Below are 22855 nucleotides of genomic sequence, written 5' to 3' on the forward strand. Positions count from 1 at the left end.
TTTTAAAGATGATCTTCACCATGACCCATAAGGATATTTTTTGTTTTTTATAAACCCTAAGATATCTTCATCATAACCATAACTAAAATCGCTTTTGGTTACCCCTTTACACATATCAAGGTCTTTACCTGAAACGGTCGTTATTTTTGTATCATTTAATGGGATATCTGAATGGCCATATTGTCTCAACCAGACCCGTACTTTTCCTTCCGGTGCTAACCCTATTAACATCGTTTGCCGATATGCATTTTTCCCAGGTTCTAAAACATCAGGGTAAGGGCTAATCATTTTATCCCATGTATCATGCGTAAAAAATAAAGTTGACTGATATGTTTTTTTATCTATGATTGAGTCCCAACAAAATATCATTATCTGTGGCAACCTGTCGGCTTTATTAAACTGGGTGTTCCCCGCAGAGTTACGTTCACTCCATTTACCTACACTGATTCCTTGCGGCTGATCGATAGTCCGATATGTCGATGCATAACCATCAACATCCAACAGTTTTAACAATGTAACCTGTGCTGGTAAAGCTTTCGGTGTAGTAAAGGCAAAGTACCATTTGTCCCACGGGGTTTTAAGACTGCTAGGTTGTTCACTGACACAGGCGTTAGCAAAACCCACAAGTACTAAAACCGAAGTTATTCTGGTGATAGTTTCCATGATTTCCCTCACTGCATATTTCAGACAACCCGCCCCCAACCGAGGCTTGAATGATTCGCGGATATTTAGCGCACTACCATTTTTTAAAGATGTTGGTTCACCATGAGCCATAAGGGTAATGTTTACCATTTATAAATTTCTTTATACCCTCGCTATATTCATATCCATTAGGAAAGTTCGTTTCACCTTTGCACATGTCAAGGTCTTTACCTGAAACAGTCGTTATTTTTGCATCATTTAATGGGATGTCAGAATGACCATATTGTCTCAACCAGACCCGTACTTTTCCTTCCGGTGCTAATCCTATTAACATCGTTTGCCGATATGCATTTTTCCCAGGCTCTAAAACATCTGGGTAAGGGCTAATCATTTTAGCCCATGTATCATGCGTAAAAAATAAAGTTGACTGATATGTTTTTTTATCGATGATTGAGTCCCAACAAAATATCATTATCTGTGGCAATCTGTCGGCTTTATTAAACTGGGTGTTCCCCGCAGAATTACGTTCACTCCATTTACCTACACTGATCCCTTGTGGCTGATCGATTGTCCAATACGTCGATGCATAACCATCAACATCCAACAGTTTTAACAATGTAACCTGTGCTGGTAAAGCTTTTGGTGTAGTAAAAGCGAAATACCACTTATCCCAGGGAGTTTTGAGGCTGTTAGATTTCTCACTAGCACAGGCATTAACAGAGCCTAAGAGAAATAAGATCGAAATTATTCTGCCGATTGATTTCATGATTTACCTCCCTGCATATTCCAGACAGCTCGAAGCCAACCCGGATTTGGACGATTGATATAAAATAACAAATCAGATGATTTCACTGCCCCGTAGATGGTTTTTACTTTATTCCCGTCCAGCCAGACATCTTTTACAACCACAGGATTCCAGTGAGCGGAGCAGTGAATATATTTTCCAATTAATTGTAATTCTGGTGAGATAAAAGGCATCAGCACACCACCATTTCTCATAGCCTTCCCTTGGTCAATTGCTTTTTGACATAAAGCTTCCAGCTCAGGCGGTAAAGAGAAATTCTCATCTTTTGGGAGAATCTCATTAAATAGCCCTCCAGCTTCCTGAGCTGCATCCAGCATCACCCGTAAACTAACTTTGCTCCAGTCATTAGTCACTACCCTCTCAATAGTGACTGCCGCCCCAACACGTTTTTGTGTGATGCCACCACGTTTTTTATCCTCGTTAACAAGATAGTCGTACCAAGTTTCTGTCTTTATTTCACCACTCGGAATGATCGCACTTAACGCTGGCAGACTCTTTAAGTCAGGTATTTCAGCCGCTGAACGCCGGTAGATATCAGTCACTTCAGAAGGAATACTTTCACTGACAGTTTCATTTTGGGGCTGTGTCAGAAAAAGATATTCCTTTTCCTTCGGATTATAGCCACCGCCGATATCGGAATGTGCTCCCGGCAGAGCCAGTTCCGGCCACGATTCCTTAATGCTGTTAAGGCTAAAGTTGTAGCGGCACTCATGCATTGCCGTGATCTGAAAGACTTTCTGTGCAATATCTGGAGGCAGATCCAGCTCAACGCCGGGATTCACACCACTATGAACATCAAATAGATTACTTACTGTACCTACCGCGCACACGGTATCAAATAACCCCAGAAAGCGGGTTTCACCTGCAGGTTTCCCATGCTGATTTCGTCCACCGAGCCCTTTCGTTATGGCCTGCTGTATGGCTTTATCGTTGTTCCTTACACGGTTAACAAAGTGGCGAGCCGCTGCCGCACCGCGACTAAATCCAAAAACATCAAACTGGATTTTCTCAATTGCAAAATTGAGCCCTTGGTTAAGAGCCAGGAATTTCGAAATTTGTTCAGCAATAAGACCTACACCTTCATCAGATTTATCAACTACACCATAAAACCACCCCCCTGTCCCCATACTTATCGAGCTATCGCTATTACCTTTATCGGTACCGATCCCCTGTACATAAACTGCTCGTTGATAAGCTGTTTGTCCCTCAACCACCTCGTCATTTGTGGCGTAAAGTGTATTAAGCCAGTGGATGTTAGAATAATACCCAATATAACTTCCAGCATTATCAATTTTTATTCCCAGTTTTTTAGCACAGGTTTCCGCGTCTTCTGGCTTCATTCCAACATCAAGATGAGAACAGGACTCCAGAATGCGATTCTGGGTATTAAACGCATTATTCCCAGTACCATCAAAAAATATCCCAATAGTAAGGGTGATTCCTGGCACAGGCTTACGCTTACAGATAACTGTTTTCTCTGTGACATTCACATCAGTAAAATGTTCGCACTCACTGGCTTCCCATGCATGATAATCACTCATGCTTCTTCACTCCCTGTAGCTGAATTACCGGTCCCAAGGATCTCAATTTTTAATTTGCCGGGCATTGAGGTATAAATTGGCAGTGTTTTGCCATTATCATCTGAAATTCCATGGAATACCTGCCCGTCGGCTGTCGTCACTTTATATTCAGTGTGAGCGATGATTTTCCCTTCTTCATCAGTCAGAGAGTAAATTCCACCATACCCTTTTGGAAATTCAGGAGCAGGTGTGTTCAGCGAGGCTGCTCCCATTTTCTGAACATTGGCACATTTCAGTAAGATATTACCGGGACAGCCTAACTCAATATTCCCGTTGCTTAACTTGATATAGGCACCACCACAGTTAACGACCAGTTCCGTTGCTGCTGTGATTTTAATTTTGCCTTCGGCGCTCGTTACCGTAATGTCTTTCTTGGCTATGGCCTCCAGCGCATCATCCTGCGCCTGGATTTCGACTTTGCCCTTCGCCGCAAACAGCTTCATACCCGCCTGACGGGCCAGCATACTGATAGCTTCACCTGCCGCCACCGTGAAGCGCTTCATCACACTGATATCTACATTATTTTGCGCGACGATCCCCACGCTGGCACTTCCCGAGGAAACACGTACACCTTCCGGGCTGCTGATGCTAACGCCTTGCGGTGCATTCAATACCATCCCCGGCTGTGCCAGTTCCGTCAGTGCATCCGTCAGCATTTTCTGGCTCTGGATATCCGCCGGATACGCCTGAGCACTTTCTGCCGCATCTGAAAGGCTTCTCGCGATACTTAACGCATTTTCAAGCTGTGCTACAGCCGCTTTCATGGAAAGCATTTTGTCACTAGCGGATGGTTGTTTGTCTGCACTAATGAATACACCGGCTCCGCCACGAACGACCACCCATTTATCGGTGCGTAACTCAGCACCTTCGCCACGAAGTGTGCGAGAAGCGTCTACATTGTGGCCTAAATTGAGTTGGGTTTTGCCGCCATACTCTGTACTAAGTTTGATGTGTTCCTCGCCGCGTTTGTCTTCCATCCGCAGTTTGTTAAGTCCAGCTGTGCGGATAACATTACGTGTGCTGTTAGCTTCAGTCACATGATCAACGTGGCGGGAGTCGTGCATAGCATGGGCAATATAGGGACGATCCGGATCTCCTTCATGGAAGGCAATGGCGACTTCAGTACCCTGGATCAGCGGGAAGTGGAATCCGTATTTGTCCCCACCATAAGGCTTGGCAAAGCGCACTGGCATGCTTTCCATGCCTTGCTTTTTGTCATCACGGTCGGCATCAAACTTCACCCGGTACATGCCGGATGCATCCTGCCAGGCGTAGATGTCGTTATCTTTGGCGCTGCTGACACGGGCCGTCATAGTACCGCTGACCACCGGGCGCTTTCTAGCAGCAGGACGCCAGCAACGGTTCTCGTAGTACGGCATCGCTACCCATGTCACTTTCAAGGCATTCTTACGGCTGCCGTAGTAGCCAGTGCGGATAATAACAACACCATTCTCCGTTTCCCGGGGCAGCGTTGGCGGAATAGCCGTTTCCGTGATGGTCAGTACCTGTGCCGGCCCCAGAGTGTAGTCTGTACTGCTGCCGGTCACCGTGGTCTGCCCAGAAAGGAAGCGTTCATGCTCGAGGCGCGCCCAGAAGTTACCGGTTTCCGCTGTCGGGTTAATTTTGTCACCACGCTCAAGGTGACGCGGGCGATAATGGTACACATCGCCGTAAGTATTACCCTCCCCGTCGCCGCGGGTCATGTCCGCTGGCATCGAGGTCAGGACGTTCTGGGCTTCACGGTGGTTATAGTCACTGGCGGTGACTGAACGCTCCACCACGTTATGCCAGACATGTACATCCCACACCGAGTCGGCCGCATTGTCATTCGCCCCTGACGGACTGTTCAGGGGCAATTTCTTACCAAACGACCAGGCACTCTGCTTGTCGGCGAAGTGCACCACTTCGGTCTGAGTATCAGGCTGCAGGGTGAAGAAGTAAAAAATCCCCACCTCAGCCAGCAGACGTTCGATAAACGCGAGGTCACTTTCCTGGTACTGATTTATCTGTTCCCGTTTTGGGTAGGTTTGTTTAAGCTTGAATTCATATTCCCACCTCTTCAAACCATGCTCGCCAAGAATTTGCTCTACCACTTCCGGCACTGATTTGTTGACGAAGAAACGGTGAGTACGAAACTGCTTATCCAGTAAGGATATAAAAGGTTCCAGAATAATTTCATACGTAACCTGATCGCGTGAACCAGCCAAGCGTCGGAAATTTGTCACTACACCATGAACAATTTTACCGACAACAGAATCTAATAGTTTCCCCACCCCCATGCTCAGCGTAGCGGTTTTACTTAACATCATTTTAGCCGTAAGATCCGGATGTGAACTGGTAAAACGAATGGTGTAATGATAGAGAGCACTCATTTGTTCTAAACCATCAAAACGTTCCACATCCAATGGATAAGGGCAGGAAGGAATATCCAGTTTATAGCGATTAAGGATACCCTCTGTCATTTTAAATATATTTTCCATTTCTGTAATTCCTGTCCTGGGTTAGAATGATATTAAATAGAACCAAACTCAACAAATATAATGAATACTATCTATAATGTTCCCATTCATCATAAATGTATTTCAAGGCGAATTTATAAAGTCCATAAGCTATGAGAAAGGCTACTATACTTGCCCCACCTAGAATAAAGCGGTAAGGATTGGCTGAAAAAAAGAAACAGTACAAAGAGTAAATCATACTAATAGTTCCTAGCGTCATCCCGATACTGGCTACGATCCGTGAAACAATCATAAGTATAAAATCTTTTATATTCATAAACCTCCAAAGAAGTATTCGCAGACATTATTAAACTCTTCAGAATTTATCTTTGCAATTTCACAAGCCGTCTCATAAGGCCTAACAATGTCCTCAACAATATAATAAAAAAGATCAAAATCACCCATACTGTTTAATTTCTCATACATTATGGAGTTTCTTTCACGCAAGTACCGTGATGTATAAATAGATCTTGATGCTTCAGCGCCAACTCCCAATACACCACCAGCAACAGAACCAGAAAAAAAGGCACCAACTCCTTGAGATATAATCGCCCTTCCGAGGTTAACCCCCGTAAACTGCGAGAACATCATTTTACCTATAACACTTCCAGATATATTTCTTGAAAAATTTGAAATTTTATGCATGTCTACATGAGAAACAAAATCATCTATAAATGGTTTAATAACCTTATAAATAACCTCATCGTTAAAAGTTACTTTTTTAACCAGTGCTGCTAACCGAAATTTATCATCCTGATTCTCTCTGCGGTGTTCCGTATCTATAAAATCATAGCCAAGATAGGCAAGGCTGATGGGTAAGGAAATAACACCTTTCGCCACAGCACCGATAAACCCAGACCCATCGATATGAATGGCCTCAAGCATATCTTTGGCAATCTCTTTTGCGCTGTCCATAATTGCTACCCTTTAGATAAACCAGTTAATCAAACGCCAGCACAATCCCTTCTTCGTCATCCCAGCCCAGCGTCAGGCTGTGTGGCTTCTGCTTCGCGGCCATGTGCGTGAGCAGCTGCTGGCTCAGCACCGGCAGGATTTGCTGGTTCAGCAGGCTGTCGACGTTGCGTGCGCCGGTGTCCGGTAGCAGGCAGGCGGCAGTCAGGGCGTCATACAGGCTCTCATCAATGTGCGTGGTCAGGCCGTAGTGTCGATGCAGGCGCTTGCTAACCTGTGACAGTTTCATTTCCACAATGGTACGCATGGCTGCTTCAGCCAGCGGACGGTAAATGACCGTCTGGAAGCGTGCGAGCAGCGCGGGCTGGAAATGATCGCGCAGGATTGGGCGCAGCAGTTCGTGTAGGTCAGCTTCCGTGGCTTCCGGTTTTTCATCCAGCAACTGCATTAGGTGGTCGCTTCCGAGGTTAGAGGTCATCAGGATGACGGTGTTGCGGAAGTCGATTTCGCGCCCTTCGCCGTCGCGCATAAATCCGCGGTCGAAGACCTGATAGAAGAGGTTCATCACGTCACGGTGCGCTTTTTCCACTTCATCCAGCAGCACCACGCTGTACGGACGCTTGCGCACAGCTTCGGTGAGGATACCGCCCTGGCCGTAACCCACGTAGCCCGGCGGCGAGCCTTTCAGCTGGGAAACCGTGTGCGGTTCCTGGTATTCAGAAAGGTTAATCGTAATGAGTGACTTCTCGCCGCCGTACATGACCTCGGCCAGCGCAAGCGCTGTTTCGGTTTTCCCCACTCCGCTCGGTCCTACCAACAGGAATACGCCCAACGGACCGTTTTCGGACGTAAGGCCTGTTTTTGCCGCACGCAGGCGTCGGGCGATAGCCTCAAGCGCCACATCCTGCCCAACCACACGTTTACCGATTTCATTTTCCAGAGACAGTAGTTCGGTCTGCTCGTCCTTCATCAGTGATGACAACGGCACGCCTGTCCAGTCGGCAATAACGTTGGCAACGGTGCGGACATTCACATCCAGGGAGATCAGCGGGTTGCTGCGCTGCATCTCGTTAAGCTCCTGTTGCAGCCTGTGAGCCTCACGCTGGCGTGATATATCCTGACGGCTTTCGCGTAGCTGCTCGGTGAGTTTCATCTCCTGACCGTACTGGGTTTCCAGTTCGTCGAGTGTCACTATCTGGCGCACCTCTTCCTGCTCAATCTCGCTCAAACGCTCGGCATGACACTGATTGCCAATGGCGATATCTTCCAGTAAAGCCTGCTTCTCCATGTCGAGCGCAGCGATACTCGCGCGAAGTCGGGTTAGCTGTTCCGGTACCGTGTCGAGACTCATACGCACGCGAGCGGCAGCGGTGTCCAGCAGATCGACCGCTTTATCAGGAAGCTGACGTCCGGTCAGATAACGACGCGAAAGAGTAACTGCCGCACGAACCGCATCGTCGGTAATATGCACATTATGGTGCTCGGCATAGCGGGATTTCAGACCACGGAGCATCAGGCAGGAGGTGTCATCGTCCGGCTCATCCACTTTTACCATCTGGAAACGGCGCTCCAGAGCGGCGTCGCGCTCGAAGTATTGTTTATATTCGGACCATGTGGTGGCCGCAATAGTACGCAGCTCGCCACGCGCCAGCGCCGGTTTCAGCAGGTTGGCCGCATCTGCACCACCCGCCTGATTGCCCGCGCCGATGATAGTATGCGCTTCATCAATAAATAGCAGGACCGGGAGCGGTGATTGCTGCACCGCATCGATAACGTTTTTCAGCCGCTGTTCGAACTCGCCTTTCACGCCTGCACCGGCCTGCAGCAGGCCCAGGTCAAGGGTACGGAGAGTGACCGTTTTCAGGGATTCAGGCACATTACCCTCGGCAATACGCAGCGCCAGGCCTTCAACCAGTGCGGTTTTCCCCACGCCCGGCTCGCCGACCATAATCGGGTTGTTTTTGCGGCGACGAGAAAGGATGTCCACCATCTGGCGGATTTCTGTGTCGCGGCCAAACACAGGATCGATCTTCCCTTCCTTCGCTTTGGCAGTGACATCGAGGGTGAATTTATCCAGTGCGTTCTGCAGCGCAGGGCTCAGTTCCCCCTCTTTCATTTCCACACCAGCCGGACGCCCGACAAATGCCACCTCACCACCGTGGCTCTGCGCCAGTTCTGCTTCACGCTGCATTTCCAGACGTTCATCCGATTGTGCATCCAGCAAAGGCCGCAGGCGCTCCAGCTGGCTTTGAGCAAGCGTTAACAACGGCCAAAGGCCGTCACAACGTGCCAGTTTTGGTTTTTCCACCAGGGCCATCAGCAGATGGACGCTGCGAATGTGCTCTTCGCTGTTAAGGGAGGCAATCATCCAGGCTTCCTGCATCAGCGTCTGAATGGCATCAGACAGCTGGGGGCGATGGCGCACGGAGCGAGGTTGTCTGTCGAGCCAGCCAAGCAAATCCTGCCAGATGCCATCCATATCCCACTCGTAGCGACGCGCCAGCACCGTCAGGTCGCCTTCCCCCTGCTCCAGCAGCTTCAGCAGCCAGTGCTCCGGCAAAATTTCCGCATGGGCGCGGGTCTGGCAGAGCGACGCCGCGCCTTCCATCGCACGGGCACAGTAAGGGTTCAGACGACGTAACAGGATGGCTGGATTTTCCATGAGATTCTCTCTTTGTCGGTTCCTGGGCACGCTACCGCCCCTCGCTGTTCACCAAAGCGCATAAGGTCAGGCAGGCAGATTGTTTTTTCTTTGCTGAGTGCCCGCATCTCAGGCATTCAGAAAAAAAATGCGGACAGGAAAACCTGCCCGCATCAGGATTACGCCGTGGCGCGTTCGTTCCAGGAGTCGGAATGAATGATGTTGCCGTCTTTGTAGGTCCAGGTGATTTTTTCGTAACGCAGTTCAACGCGTTCAAGGTGGTTGTGCTTCTCTTTAGAAGGATCCTTGATGTCATACATTTCAGGATTCACTTTCACTACCTTCACGTTTTCCAGTTTGGTGTTGAAGTACTCCACTTCCTGGCCCGCGTCGTTGATTTTGTACCACTTGAACTCAGCGGATTTTAGGGTCTGACCCGTGGTCACCGCCTTGTACAGGTACGGGCTGGAGGAATCGATTTCCTTCGTGAACAGGAACGGCGTGTGGATGCGGGTGCCGGTCAGCTTGCCGGTATTGTTGTCGGTCGGGATGTACAGGTTATGCTCCTGTGCAACCACTTCGATGCTGCCTTCACGATCCTGAACGTCAACAGACCCTTTGATGTCCGCGCCGCCGTCGTCCTTCAGCCAAAGATAAACAGGAATTGCCATGTTAATTACTCCGTTTTATTTTCTGAGACGCCATCATCCTGCGATGGCGCCATGTGTTTGCCGGGTATCAGACAGGCACTTGCCTGCGGTACCAGACTGATTTCGACACGGCGGTTAAGCGCACGCCCTTCCGGGGTGTCGTTGGTTGCGACAGGGCGGCTTTCGCCATAGCCCTGCACCGCAAAACAGCTTTCCGGCACGTCGCCGGTGTCACGCATCCAGCTGCGCACCGCTTCGGCACGTTTCAGAGACAACGTCTGGTTTAGTTGCGGATTGCCGGTGTTATCGGTATGCCCTGACACGACAATCAGCCAGCCGGGCTTCGCCTTCACGCCGACCAGAGAATTCACAAGCATTTTGGTCGAACCGGCTTTCAGCGCCGACTTGCCGGAATCGAACAGTGACATGCTGTCAAGACGAAGGGTTTTCGGACCCAGAATGATTTTCTTGATGACCGGTGGCGGCGGCGGCGGTGGGGCCCAGTCGCTGACGGCGGCCTCAACAGGCGGCACCAGGCGCAGCCCCTGATACAAACCCAGGCGATAACGCAGTGGCTCCCCGCGACGCGCCCAGTCGTTCAGCAATGCGCCATCGGCTCTGAGGCGCTGCTGTGCGCGCAGTTTCGGTGCCACAGGCTTTCCCGTCAGTTGGTGATACAACTCAAGGTGATCGCCCACATTACGGATGAGACGCTGGTTGTTCATCCAAGATGCCAGCATGGCAAGTGCCAGAAAAATCCCGCCCAGAAACCCGGCGTAACGCCAGAACACCATTCTGCGGCTGACGCCCCGTCGGCGCGGCAGCGCCGGCAGCAGCAGTTCAGGCAACGGTAGTGGTTCGGTGGTCACAACGGTATCTGGTGGCAGCGCCGTCACGGTAGTGATGTGCTGCTGCCAGAGATTGCCCTCGATACCGCTCACCGGCACTATGCACATGCCCTGTACACAAGGCTTCATCACCGGCAGTTCGCCCTGGCGCACCGACAGCAGGTCATTGACTGCGCTGTTCTGCCACGCAAGTAGGCTGTCCAGCCACAGCCCCTGACTCAGACGCGAAAGACGCCCGTCAGATCCACTCTCCCGGATCCACTCTGTCAGTGACACATTGCCCTGACCGGGCTGATACACCTGAATGCCGCTTCGCGGGCTGACTGTGCTAAACCAGACGGGTTCAGCTTCCGCGCAGGCCACAGGAGACGATACCCAGGTCACGGTCCACAGCGGTGGGATCGTGCCAAATGCCGCACGGCACTGCACGACAGCCCGCTGCCAGCCCCGCAGGAACTGGGTAAAATCATCGCCGGAAGTGTGCTGTTCAGGTACCGCCGCCAGCATGACGGAGATTTGCGACACTAGGGCTGGACGCATCAAACTCAGGTGCTGCGCAAAGAGGGGAAGCTGTTCCGCATCCTTCACCCGCAGATACCAACCTTGCCGGGTTTCCCGGTGATGGAAGCCGGACGCAAACAACGGAGTGTTGTCGCCACATGCGAGGATCACCGCCCCCTGAAAATCTTCCGACGGTAGGTTTTCATCCACAATATCCCGTACAGCGGCCGCCCGTGCCTGAGTAGCCTGACGCTGTCGCCATAACATCACCCCGGACACCAGAACAACCAGCAGGCTGATTGCCACACGACTACCTGAGGACAGGGGCCAGAATCCCAGAATGAGCCACAGCGCCAGTACGGTACCCAGGGCAGTTAACAGACTTCGGTACGTATCCCGCATCGCTTACTCCGGCCTGACGATCTGGCTTACCAGCTCGGTAAGCGAAGACGAAAGGAAGAACCAGAGCGCAACCAGGGCGGCGACAGCCACAACCCAGCTCAGCCAGTACCAGCGACGGCCGCTGCGCAGGCTCGATGCGCGGGAAACGATGGGGGCGTCTTGTGCCAGCGTGAAGGTGGGCACCCGTTCTGCGAGAGCGCGAACAATATCTTCCCGACGCTCATCATCCTGAGCGCGATACTGACCGACGAACCCCAGTTGCAAAGTCCGATACATACAGGTCAGGACAGCGGTATCAGGCGCAGTTTCTTTCAGCAGGCTTCGGATCCTTTCCCACAGTTCCTCACCGGCATTGAGGGTGCCAAAGAAGTGTGCCTGCAGCGGGTCCCGGCGCCAGGTCAGGTAGCCATCATCGGTGGTTCCCCGATTCATCACGCTCTCATCGAGCAGTGCACACAGGGTATACACCATATGGTCACGGCTGATGTCGCTGTAACCTGCCTCCGTGAGCGCCGCTTTTGCCTCCTGCACCAGACGGCAGGCCCGACGATAGAGACCTTCCCCGTCACGAACCTCCTGTCCGCCCCGCAGCTGGCTGGCCATCAGCCAGCTGGGGTAGAAAATACGCTCAATTTGACTTATTTCTGATGTATTCATGTGCGCAGCACCGCAAAGAGTTCAAGTTTCACATCCCCCAGTGAGCGCGGGGTATAGAAGGTGCAGCTTCCCGCTTCCAGCATCGCCCGCGCTGCCTCACTACTCAGATCCAGCGAGAAATACTGGTTCTCAAGGCGTAACGGGATAGCGGCCGGCACATGGGTCAGCGGCTTGATAACCATCCCGCTCAGAGCCACATTCACCACATCCGAAACATCTTCAAAGCTGCCCGCCTTACACAGCTGCGGGAATTTCGTCTGAAGCTCATGGTTCGGCATAGAGGAGCGTACGGATAGGTAGAAGTCAGCACCTTCGCGCAGACGCGCATCGTGCAGGGCACCTCTCCAGATCTGGTCCTGATGATCCAGGTGAATACTCACCACCCTCGACGGCAGGCTCGCTTCCAGTAGTTTATCGAGCAGTGCCAGCAGCGGCGGGAATACCCGTTCCGGTGCATCGTGCTGATAAGCAGGAATGTCCCCGGCGTCGTGCTCCAGTGAGAAGGTCAGCAGGCTGCCAGCGAGACGAGTCAGTTCGCGGTACAGCAATTCCGGGTGACGAGCCGGTGTCTCCAGCAGTTCCGTCAGCACCGGCTCGGCGCTGTTCAGGGCATTCAGCAGCCAGAACAGAGACACATCCGCGACCGCAAAGTCGGCCATCCGCTCATTGCTTTCACGACGCATGGTCATCAGGCGACGGCGGCGGGCCTGCAGACGAACCAGCAGGTCACCCAGTTCGATGGTCAGCGGCGGGCTTGCAGAAATGGAAAGCATTGGCGGAATGAAAGCCGGATCCCGGCTCCACTGCCCCTGCGTATTACGCACCAAACGGACCACCGGACAGGTCAGGTATGCCGTGTTTTCCTGACTGGATAGACGCAAGGTTAGCGCATTACGCAGAATGGCCAACTCCCCGCTTTCATACCCGGCCAGTTCCTGCACTACCACACGCTCCGCTTTCCAGCGACGCGGACGCTCACTGTCCTGGCCGTTATCCAGGTTGCCACCACTGGCACTCAGCAGCGGTAGTGCGACAACCACCTCAACAGATTCACTGCCGGCTGCAACAGACAAGTCACAGACCGGAGGAAGCGTATCTGCCAGGTCGGTATCCACAAGAGTACCGTCCTGAAAGCGTACCACCAGACGGATGGCATTCAGGCGAGAGAGCGCCAGTGCAGCATCATCAAATTCTGCCGCAACCACGCCCCAGGGATGAGAAATACCCATCCGGGCGACCATGTCGGCAACGTGCTCATTCCAGCGAACCTGCTGCTGGAACTGTTGCGGGGCCAGAGCGGCCCCATCCTCCCAAAGCGGGCGGTAAATTTTCATCCCTGATTTCCTCTCGCCTTACGATTTCGCTTTCGGCATCTGGGAAACCAGCGACAGATTGACGTCCATGCCCTCCACCTGGAAGTGCGGCACGGCGTACAGCTTCACGCGGAAGAAGCCCGGGTTGTCTTCGATGTCTTCCACTACCACCTTCGCGTCGCGCAGCGGGTGAGAAGCCTGCAACTCGTCGCCCGGATCGGTCATTTCGGTCACCAGACTGCGGACCCACGTGTTCAGCTCCAGCTCCAGCAGTCGGCGGTCTTTGGTGGTACCGATGTTCTCGCGCTGAATCAGCTTCAGGTAATGGGCGATACGCGACAGCAGGAAGATGTACGGAAGACGGGCGTTGATGCGGCTGTTAGCCGTCGCATCAGCGGTGTCATACAGCGCCGGTTTCTGAGTGGAGTTGGCTGAGAAGAAGCACGCGTAGTCGCGGTTTTTGTAGTAGGACAAAGGAATGAATCCCAGATTCGCGAATTCGAATTCACGGGTTTCAGGAATCATCACTTCACTCGGGATTTTTACCTGATTACCTGTACCGAGATCGTACAGATGGATAGGCAGGTCCTGAACCGCACCACCAGCCTGCGGGCCACGGATTTGTACACACCAGCCATTATTGATAAAGCTGCGCACCATGTTGGACGCGAAGGCAAACGATGCATTGGTCCACAGGTATTTGTCGTGATCGGGACCTTTGACTTCTTCGACATAGTTGAAGCTGCGAACCGGAACGGTGTCCGGGCCATACGGCAAACGTCCCAATACGCGCGGCATGACCAGGCCGATGTAGCGAGCGTCATCAGTATCGCGGAACGATTTCCACTTGATGTACTCTGCGCGGTCAAAATAATTACCAATATCTTTAATCGCCGCGACGTCTTCCATGGACTCTTTAAGGAAGAATTTCGGGCCTGCTGAGCCGATAAACGGCATATGTGCAGCAGCGGATACTTTGGAGATGTTGCGAAGCAGAGCGACATCCTGCGCTGAAGCATCAAACTCGTAAGCGGAAATCAGTGCCGCAATCGGCTCGCCGCCTGGAGTATCATATTCATCAATGTAGGTGTGTTTATACAGACCACTCTGGATGATTTCCGGAGTATCTTCAAAGTCCTGCCGCAGGTCTTCTTTGGACATACTCAGAAGCTCAATTTTCACGTTCTGGCGAAAATCTGTTTTATCAATCAGTGATTTCACCCCACGCCACAGGCTTTCGACCGCCTGAAACTCGTCATGGTGCATAACCGCGTCCAGCTGGCGGCTGATCTGGTAATCGAGCTCAGCGATGTGATGATCGATAAGGCTTTTATCCAGTTTTTCGACCTTCGCGCCTGCTTTGGTCAGACATTCCAGAAAAACCTGCATACCTGCAGTCAGACGCTCATCAGCGGTTGCATCTGACATCGCCTGCGCATCTTGCCAGAGGTCTAACGCGCTCAACTCGGAGACAGGATTGAGATTGATTTTCTCAAACAGGGAGGCGTAAACCCCACCCGCAGCAGGACGTTCCAGCACCACGCTTTCACTACCGGCAATATTATTTTGTACAGACATGAGCATTCCTTGTTTAATCCGTTAAAACAGCGTGATGGTTACGATTTTCTTGATGCCAGTGCGGATAGTTCGTTTCGCAGTTCAGCACTAAGGGACTGGTCCAGGAGGATTTTTTCCAGCTCTTTTCGGAAAGTCTGGTTATCCAGCAAATTGGCCTTCAGATCGCGAAGCAAGTTGCGCATCGCCAACATCGCCTTCAGCTGCGGTATCTGAGCAGCCACCTGCTCTGGCGTGAAATCTTTCATGCTCTGGAAAGTCAGCTGAACATTTTCCTCACCACCATCATCAGAGAGCGTATTTTTAACGGTTAGATTAAGTTTTGGGGAGTATTCAGAAAGAACACTGTCGAAATTATTTTTCGTGATGTTAACTTTCTCACGCTCAGATATTTGAGCAGACTCTTGTCCATTACTGAAATCACCCGCAACCAGTAATTTCAGCGGTAATTCCATTTTCTTGCTTGCCCCGCCTGTATGCAGGTCAAGCTTCAGGTTAATACGTGCCTTAGGCACCTCATTCTGAAAACTGTCAGCCATCTCATCATCCCTCTTTGTTTTTGCTACGCCAACTTCACGGTATCGTTCTTGATGCGCAATATTAGAATAATGATCGATGCAAAATCAAATACACAGATCATTTATCCGCAATGAGAAATTTCTTAAGAATTTTCCACTATTATATTATTACGGATTATCCGTTCAGCTCAGGGAAAGACACTGCTTTTTTCACGCAAAGCGAATATTTGTACCGTAAGAAGGATCGCAGCCAGAGAGATGCTAATAAAACCATCTTGTTTTGATTTGCATCACAACATGATATTAAAAAAAGATGAAGGAACGGCAACAGGTTATTGCAAGCAGATAAATGACAGAGGTTAATGAATGAAGAAGAGTGACGAATTGATTGATAACATGAATAATAAATAAGAATTTTCACAAAGAAAATTCTTATTTATTATTCGAAGGAAAATAAAATGTAGATGCGGGTCCGAAAATAAACACTGCTGCTCTTTTGTCGGCCCACTCCTCCTTGCGCAAAGACTTCAGTTCTCCTCTCAGGCATGAGAACTGCTCTCCCTTCTGGAGTTTATACAGTGTAAAATCAAACACCTCCCGGATCGCCGCTTTTTTAATCAAAAACGAGTAATAGCACATATCGTATAACGGTGCTACATTACGCCGCCCGCCCAAATCAGCAGTGGCCAGGCAACGCCGCCGTAAAGTTCGGTAAAGCCTGCAACCATCACCTTGAAGAACGGTCTTATCGGCACGTCGTATCGCAAACTCTGCGCTACCTTTACAGGCTTCACATAGGTTCTACTATTTTGTCTCAATCCAAATTTCAACGTGCGTTTTTACACCCGCGTTACTGGTTTACATGGTTTGGCCTTGGCGTACTCTGGTTGCTGGTTCAACTTCCGTACCCTGTCCTGCGCTTGCTGGGGTCAAAACTGGGCAGCGCTTCCCGCGTTTTCCTGAAACGTCGCGAATCCATCGCGCGTAAAAATATTGAGCTTTGTTTTCCGCAGTACAATGCAGAGGAGCGTGAGAAACTCATCGCTGAAAACTTCAAGTCTATCGGCATGGCGCTGCTTGAAACCGGCATGGCATGGTTCTGGCCAGATGAACGTGTCCGCAAATGGTTTGACGTGGAAGGCCTGGATAACCTTAAACGCGCGCAGATGCAAAAACGCGGTGTGATGGTCGTCGGCGTTCACTTTATGTCGCTGGAGCTGGGCGGCCGCGTGATGGGGCTTTGCCAGCCAATGATGGCAACCTACAGACCGCACAACAGTGCGCTTATGGAATGGGTGCAGACGCGAGGCCGTATGCGTTCCAATAAGGCGATGATCAGCCGTAATAACCTGCGCGGTATGGTCGGTGCTCTCAAGAAAGGAGAGGCCGTCTGGTTTGCCCCCGATCAGGATTATGGACGTAAAGGCAGCAGCTTTGCGCCTTTCTTTGCGGTGAAAGACGTTGCGACGACTAACGGCACCTTTGTCATTTCACGTCTGTCTGGTGCCTCCATGCTGACCGTGACGATGGTGAGAAAAGCAGATAAGTCAGGCTACCGCCTGCACATCTCCCCGGAAATGGCTAACTATCCGGAAAACGAGTGCGAAGCGGCCGCGTTTATCAATAAAGTCATCGAAACTGAAATCATGCGCGCGCCAGAGCAATATCTGTGGATGCATCGTCGTTTCAAAACCCGCCCTCTTGGCGAAGCCTCGCTCTATATTTAGCCCTTCATGAAGGTTAGTTTCGCTAAGAAACTAACCTTTTCAATCACCTGTCTTCCCGCTGAGTAACTATCTTTTAATGCGTCGCCCAAAGTGAATTTATTGCGAAGTGAAATCAAACTGTCGCCGTTCCACGACACTCGTAAGTGACGGAAATTATTTAAAAAAATCCCTCTTGTCACCCCTCATTTTTAAGCGTACATTAGCGCCGTCTGGCAACAGGAAAGCACAGAATTCTGAGCTGGAGTTAACGGCATAACGGGAAAATTCTTATTTCCGTTTTGACCGGATTTCAGTTCTCTATAATCAGGTGGACTCTGTTTTTAAATGCGTACCACAAGATACGCGGAGCGATGAAACGTGAAATATTTCTTTATGGGCATTTCGGTGATTGTTTTAGTCTGGGCCGGAACCTTTGCCCTGATGATCTAGTGAAGAACATGCAGTCAAAAAAACAGGAGCCATCGGCTCCTGTTTTTTTATGTCATGACGACGCGGGATGTTCAGCGACGCTCTTTGAGGTCAGAAGACCGTCGGCCCGGAACATACTCTTGATGCCCCTCACCGCCTGACGAATACGGTCGCTGTTTTCAATCAGGGCAAATCGCACATGGGTGTCGCCATAATCACCGAATCCAATGCCAGGCGAGACACACACCTTTGCATCCTGAAGCAGCTTTTTAGCAAACTCCAGCGATCCCATCGCCGCATAGGGCTCCGGAATTTTTGCCCAGACGTACATAGACGCCTTCGGCATTTCCACCATCCAGCCCGCTTCATGCAACCCTTTTACCAGCACGTCGCGGCGGCGCTTATACTGGGCGGCAATCTCGTGGACGCACTGCTGGTCGCCTTCCAGGGCAGCGATAGCGGCGACCTGCAGCGGCGTGAAGGTACCGTAGTCGTGATAACTCTTAATGCGCGCCAGGGCACTCACCAGCGTTTTGTTACCCACCATAAAGCCAATACGCCAGCCCGCCATGTTGTAGCTTTTCGACAGGGTGAAGAACTCTACCGCCACATCACGCGCGCCCGGGACCTGCATAATCGACGGGGCTTTCCAGCCGTCATAGACGATATCTGCATAGGCTAAATCGTGAACCACCAGCACGTCATAACGCTTGGCCAGCGCGACAACTTTCTCGAAGAAATCAAGCTCCACGCACTGCGCCGTTGGGTTCGACGGGAAACCGAGGATCATCATCTTAGGTTTCGGATAGCTTTCGCGAATCGCACGTTCCAGTTCGTTAAAGAAATCGACACCTTCCACCAGCGGCACAGAACGGACCTGCGCCCCGGCAATCACCGCGCCGTAGATATGAATCGGGTAGCTTGGATTAGGGACCAGCACCGTGTCGCCATGATCCAGCGTGGCCAGCATCAGGTGTGCCAGCCCCTCTTTCGAGCCGATGGTGACAATCGCTTCACTTTCCGGATCGATATCAACCTGATAGCGATCCTGATACCAGCGCGAGATCGCGCGACGTAACCTGGGAATACCGCGAGAGGTCGAGTAGCCGTGCGTATCCGGGCGCTGGGCAACCGTGCAGAGCTTTTCAACGATATGCGGTGGCGTTGGGCCGTCAGGGTTACCCATGCTGAAATCGATAATATCTTCGCCGCGCCGACGCGCAGCCATTTTCAGTTCAGCAGTGATATTGAAAACATAAGGGGGGAGACGATCGATACGCGTAAAACGGCGTTCAGGACTGAATTCAGCCATAGATTCCTCAGATTAACGTTAGCGCCCGGACCGTCCGAGCGACGCTGCCACCGATGTGGCATGACTAGAAAATAACCTGAAAAAAATCATGCTGTCGAGAGGGAAATAAAAAAAAAGCGATCGACTAAAAACCGGAACTCGGCTGCGCCTAAAAGCGGAAGCCCCTGTTTCGGGAACGGCTGTCTGATAGCTGTTATTTAACAGGATGATATCAAACCAGTTACCTGACGATGCGCCGGTAAGAAAAAAACAGGACGCCTCGGTCATCGCCAGATAATCCCCTTTCAAAATTATGGTTTTTCCTCATTTGATAAACCTGACGGATAGCTGGTCAATACGCGCCAGGTTTTTTATCATGGTTCTTTCCCGTTTTCCCAGGTCTACTCGTGCACGAAATATTCACTATGCTGCTGGCGGTTTTTGACCGTGCGGCATTAATGCTGATTTGCCTGTTCTTCCTCATTCGCATTCGCCTGTTTCGCGAGCTGCTGCACAAATCAGCCCACTCGCCAAAAGAGCTGCTGGCCGTTACCGCCATCTTTTCGCTGTTCGCCCTGTTCAGCACCTGGTCCGGCGTGCCGGTAGAGGGTTCGCTGGTTAACGTGCGCATTATCGCCGTCATGTCCGGCGGGATTTTGTTTGGTCCGTGGGTGGGCGTTATCACCGGCCTGATTGCCGGGACGCACCGCTACCTGATTGATATCGGCGGCGTAACGGCGGTGCCGTGCTTTATCACAAGCATTATCGCCGGGGTGCTTTCCGGCTGGATCAGCCGCAAAATCCCGAAAAAACAGCGCTGGCGCGCCGGGATCGTCGCAGGCATGGTGTGCGAAACGCTGACCATGATCCTGGTCGTCGTCTGGGCTCCCACCACCGAGTTGGGGCTGGATATCGTCTCGAAAATCGGTATTCCGATGATCCTGGGCAGCGTGTGCATCGGTTTTATCGTGCTGCTGGTGCAAAGCGTTGAAGGGGAAAAAGAGGCCAGCGCCGCCCGTCAGGCCAAGCTGGCGCTGGATATCGCCAACAAAACGCTGCCGCTTTTCCGCCACGTTAACGCGGAATCGTTGCGTCAGGTCTGCGAGATCATTCGCCATGACATCCACGCTGACGCCGTCGCCATCACCAATATTGACCACGTGCTGGCCTACGTTGGCGTCGGGGAGCACAACTATCGCGACAACGATGACACCATAAGCCCGACCACCAGACAGGCGATTAACTACGGTAAAATCATTATTAAAAACAATGATGAAGCCCACCGAACGCCGGAAATTCACTCGATGCTGGTCATCCCGCTGTGGGAGAAAGGCGTCGTGACGGGCACGCTGAAAATTTATTACTGCCACGCGCATCAGATCACCTCGACGCTGCAGGAGATGGCCATCGGCCTGTCGCAGATAATCTCCACCCAGCTTGAGGTTTCGCGGGCGGAACAGCTGCGCGAGATGGCAAATAAGGCAGAACTGCGCGCGCTGCAGAGTAAAATCAATCCCCATTTCCTGTTTAACGCGCTGAACGCTATCTCCTCGTCCATTCGCCTTAATCCGGACACCGCGCGCCAGCTGATTTTTAACCTGTCGCGCTATCTGCGCTACAACATCGAGCTGAAAGATGACGAGCATATCGACATCAAAAAAGAGCTGTATCAGATCAAGGACTACATCGCGATTGAGCAGGCCCGCTTTGGCGACAAGCTCACGGTCATTTACGATATTGATGAAGAGGTCAACTGCGTGATCCCGAGCCTGCTTATTCAGCCGCTGGTCGAAAACGCGATTGTTCACGGTATTCAGCCCTGTAAAGGCAAAGGCGTCGTCACCATTAGCGTCACCGAAAGCGGCAACCGGGTGCGGATTGCCGTGCGCGATACCGGCCACGGGATTGATCCAAAAGTCATTGAGCGCGTGGAGTCTAACGAGATGCCGGGGAATAAAATCGGTCTGCTGAACGTGCACCACCGGGTCAAGCTGCTTTACGGCGACGGTCTGCATATTCAACGTCTTGAGCCGGGCACCGAAATTGCTTTTTACGTCCCGAATGAGCGCTCGCGCGCGCATACGACGACATCACTGTTGCCCCAGGTGGAGTAACCCATGAAAGTTATCATCGTAGAAGATGAATTCCTGGCTCAGCAGGAGCTCACCTGGCTTATCAAAACCCACAGCCAGATGGAGATTGTGGGCACGTTTGATGATGGTCTGGACGTGCTGAAATTTTTGCAGCATAACCGGGTCGATGCGATTTTCCTGGATATCAATATCCCGTCGCTGGATGGCGTATTGCTGGCGCAAAACATCAATCAGTTTGCCCATAAGCCGTTTATCGTTTTCGTTACCGCCTGGAAAGAGCACGCCGTAGAGGCCTTCGAGCTGGAGGCGTTTGACTATATTCTTAAGCCTTATCAGGAGTCGCGGATTGTCAGCATGCTGCAAAAGCTGGAGGCCGCATGGCAGCAGCAGACCGCTCCCGCTAGCGCCACCCCAACGGTACGCGAAAACGACACCATTAATCTGGTCAAAGACGAGCGCATCATCGTGACGCCGGTCAACGATATCTATTACGCCGAAGCGCACGAAAAGATGACATTTGTCTATACGCGGCGGGAATCGTACGTGATGGCGATGAACATTACCGAATTCTGCAGCAAGCTCCCGGCTGCCCACTTTTTCCGCTGCCACCGGTCGTTTTGCGTGAATTTAAATAAGATCCGCGAGATCGAACCGTGGTTTAACAACACCTACATTTTGCGTCTGAAGGATCTGGATTTTCAGGTGCCGGTAAGCCGCAGCAAGGTAAAAGAGTTTCGTCAGCTGATGCACCTGTAAAGAAAACGCCCTCTCCCGCGGGAGAGGGCTCTGCATCAGAGGATTTGACCGAGAACCTGACGCAGATGGGCCCCGGAACCCAGCAGTCCCGGGTTATCATGCACGATCAGATAAACCGGAATGTCCTGCACGTAGCTTCTGAAACGCCCTTTATCTTCAAACCCCCCGCGGAAGCCCGAGGCTTTAAAGAAGTCGAGGAAGCGCGGTACGATCCCGCCCGCGATATAGACCCCACCGAAGGTGCCCAGCGTCAGCGCCAGGTTGCCGCCGAAACGTCCCATGATCACGCAGAACAGCGACAGGGCACGACGGCAGTCAATGCAGCTGTCCGCCAGCGCGCGTTCGGTGACGTCTTTCGGCTGCAGGTTTTCCGGCAGACGACCGTCTGATTTCACAATCGCCCGATACAGATTCACTAGCCCCGGACCTGAAAGAACGCGCTCGGCGGAGACGTGGCCGATCTCAGCGCGTAACTCTTCGAGGATAATGCCCTCTTCTTCGCTGTTTGGCGCAAAGTCTACGTGGCCGCCTTCACCCGGCAGGCTCACCCAGCGCTGAGCAACATGCACCAGATGCGACACGCCGAGGCCGGTACCGGCCCCGTAAACCGCAATCGGCTTGCCTTCGACCGGTTCAGCGCCGCCAAACTGGATCAGATGCTCTGGCTTCAGCATTGGGATCGCCATGGACACCGCGGTGAAATCATTGATGATTTCAAGATGCGAAAAACCGAGGTTTTTTTTCATCTCGGCGATGGAGAATGCCCAGGTATGGTTGGTCATTGCGACCCAGTCGCCGGTTATCGGGCAGGCAATCGCGATGCAGCCGTCTTCAACGCTCACCTGATGCTCTTCCAGATAGACGCGGACAACGGCCTCAAGGCTTGGATAATCCAGCCCGGAATAGGTTTTCGCCCGGGAAATCTCACCGCTACTAACATCGCACAATGCGAGGCGCGCGTTCGTGCCGCCCACATCACCTACCAAAGCATACTTTGTCATTCTTCTACTGCTCCGCTAAAGTCAGAATAAATCTTTG

At 51.7% G+C, this 22855-nt stretch carries 19 protein-coding genes; 4 read left to right on the forward strand and 15 right to left on the reverse strand.

Annotated elements, in window-relative coordinates; all coding sequences use genetic code 11:
- Positions 1-15: 15 nt before the first annotated feature.
- The 13 genes from IM317_RS19000 to IM317_RS19060 form a co-directional block, all read right to left on the reverse strand.
- Entirely contained in the window at positions 16-792 is a 777-nt protein-coding gene (locus tag IM317_RS19000; RefSeq protein WP_223998005.1) for a DUF2931 family protein, read from the reverse strand.
- Entirely contained in the window at positions 761-1408 is a 648-nt protein-coding gene (locus IM317_RS19005) for a DUF2931 family protein (RefSeq protein WP_033146127.1), read from the reverse strand. The genes IM317_RS19000 and IM317_RS19005 overlap by 32 nt, the downstream gene beginning before the upstream one ends.
- A complete protein-coding gene (locus IM317_RS19010) occupies positions 1405-2988 on the reverse strand; it encodes a DUF2235 domain-containing protein (RefSeq protein WP_033146128.1) in 1584 nt (527 codons plus the stop codon). Before IM317_RS19010 ends, IM317_RS19005 begins: the two co-directional genes overlap by 4 nt.
- Positions 2985-5507 carry a type VI secretion system tip protein VgrG gene (locus IM317_RS19015; RefSeq protein WP_033146129.1) on the reverse strand — a complete coding sequence of 841 codons (2523 nt, stop codon included), beginning with the start codon at positions 5505-5507 and terminating at the stop codon, positions 2985-2987. Before IM317_RS19015 ends, IM317_RS19010 begins: the two co-directional genes overlap by 4 nt.
- Before the next feature lie 291 nt (positions 5508-5798).
- The gene (locus IM317_RS19020) at positions 5799-6440 is read right to left on the reverse strand and encodes a hypothetical protein (protein WP_033146130.1); all 642 of its coding nucleotides are present in this window, start codon (positions 6438-6440) and stop codon (positions 5799-5801) included.
- A gap of 25 nt (positions 6441-6465) precedes the next feature.
- Positions 6466-9099: a type VI secretion system ATPase TssH gene (gene tssH, locus IM317_RS19025; RefSeq protein ID WP_033146131.1), complete on the reverse strand. Its 2634-nt coding sequence runs from the start codon at positions 9097-9099 to the stop codon at positions 6466-6468.
- A gap of 158 nt (positions 9100-9257) precedes the next feature.
- Entirely contained in the window at positions 9258-9749 is a 492-nt protein-coding gene (gene hcp, locus IM317_RS19030) for a type VI secretion system effector Hcp (protein ID WP_023325816.1), read from the reverse strand.
- Between the two features lie 5 nt (positions 9750-9754).
- Positions 9755-11479 carry an OmpA family protein gene (locus IM317_RS19035; protein ID WP_172421378.1) on the reverse strand — a complete coding sequence of 575 codons (1725 nt, stop codon included), beginning with the start codon at positions 11477-11479 and terminating at the stop codon, positions 9755-9757.
- Positions 11480-11482: 3 nt separating this feature from the next.
- Positions 11483-12136, reverse strand: coding sequence for a type VI secretion system protein TssL, short form (gene tssL / locus IM317_RS19040; protein ID WP_033146132.1), 654 nt, complete (start codon positions 12134-12136; stop codon positions 11483-11485).
- Positions 12133-13470: a type VI secretion system baseplate subunit TssK gene (gene tssK / locus IM317_RS19045; protein ID WP_033146133.1), complete on the reverse strand. Its 1338-nt coding sequence runs from the start codon at positions 13468-13470 to the stop codon at positions 12133-12135. Before tssK ends, tssL begins: the two co-directional genes overlap by 4 nt.
- An 18-nt stretch (positions 13471-13488) precedes the next feature.
- On the reverse strand, positions 13489-15033 hold the full coding sequence (gene tssC, locus IM317_RS19050) for a type VI secretion system contractile sheath large subunit (protein ID WP_033146134.1): 1545 nt from the start codon (positions 15031-15033) through the stop codon (positions 13489-13491).
- Positions 15034-15065: 32 nt separating this feature from the next.
- Positions 15066-15563, reverse strand: a complete 498-nt coding sequence (tssB, locus tag IM317_RS19055) for a type VI secretion system contractile sheath small subunit (protein ID WP_033146135.1) — start codon at positions 15561-15563, stop codon at positions 15066-15068.
- A 632-nt stretch (positions 15564-16195) separates the two neighbouring features.
- A complete protein-coding gene (locus IM317_RS19060) occupies positions 16196-16336 on the reverse strand; it encodes a hypothetical protein (protein ID WP_162531704.1) in 141 nt (46 codons plus the stop codon).
- Positions 16337-16348: 12 nt separating this feature from the next.
- On the opposite strand from IM317_RS19060, the gene lpxP reads away from it, so the two are divergent.
- Both lpxP and ypdK read left to right on the forward strand, forming a co-directional pair.
- Positions 16349-17269: a kdo(2)-lipid IV(A) palmitoleoyltransferase gene (lpxP, locus tag IM317_RS19065; RefSeq protein WP_024907634.1), complete on the forward strand. Its 921-nt coding sequence runs from the start codon at positions 16349-16351 to the stop codon at positions 17267-17269.
- Positions 17270-17626: 357 nt separating this feature from the next.
- Positions 17627-17698: a membrane protein YpdK gene (gene ypdK / locus IM317_RS24225; protein ID WP_099458937.1), complete on the forward strand. Its 72-nt coding sequence runs from the start codon at positions 17627-17629 to the stop codon at positions 17696-17698.
- 52 nt (positions 17699-17750) lie between these two features.
- Here the strand turns inward: ypdK and alaC are convergent, their stop codons facing one another.
- Entirely contained in the window at positions 17751-18989 is a 1239-nt protein-coding gene (gene alaC / locus IM317_RS19075; protein WP_023308710.1) for an alanine transaminase, read from the reverse strand.
- A gap of 386 nt (positions 18990-19375) precedes the next feature.
- Here alaC and IM317_RS19080 point away from each other — a divergent pair, with 386 nt between their 5' ends.
- On the forward strand, positions 19376-21082 hold the full coding sequence (locus IM317_RS19080) for a sensor histidine kinase (RefSeq protein ID WP_033146136.1): 1707 nt from the start codon (positions 19376-19378) through the stop codon (positions 21080-21082).
- 3 nt (positions 21083-21085) lie between these two features.
- Positions 21086-21817, forward strand: coding sequence for a LytTR family DNA-binding domain-containing protein (locus IM317_RS19085; protein WP_033146137.1), 732 nt, complete (start codon positions 21086-21088; stop codon positions 21815-21817).
- A gap of 35 nt (positions 21818-21852) precedes the next feature.
- Here the strand turns inward: IM317_RS19085 and glk are convergent, their stop codons facing one another.
- The gene (glk, locus tag IM317_RS19090) at positions 21853-22818 is read right to left on the reverse strand and encodes a glucokinase (protein ID WP_023308713.1); all 966 of its coding nucleotides are present in this window, start codon (positions 22816-22818) and stop codon (positions 21853-21855) included.
- Positions 22819-22855: the final 37 nt, after the last annotated feature.

The organism is Enterobacter cloacae complex sp. S3 (assembly GCF_014930495.1).
In the GTDB taxonomy this organism is placed as follows: Bacteria; Pseudomonadota; Gammaproteobacteria; order Enterobacterales; family Enterobacteriaceae; genus Enterobacter; species Enterobacter asburiae_B.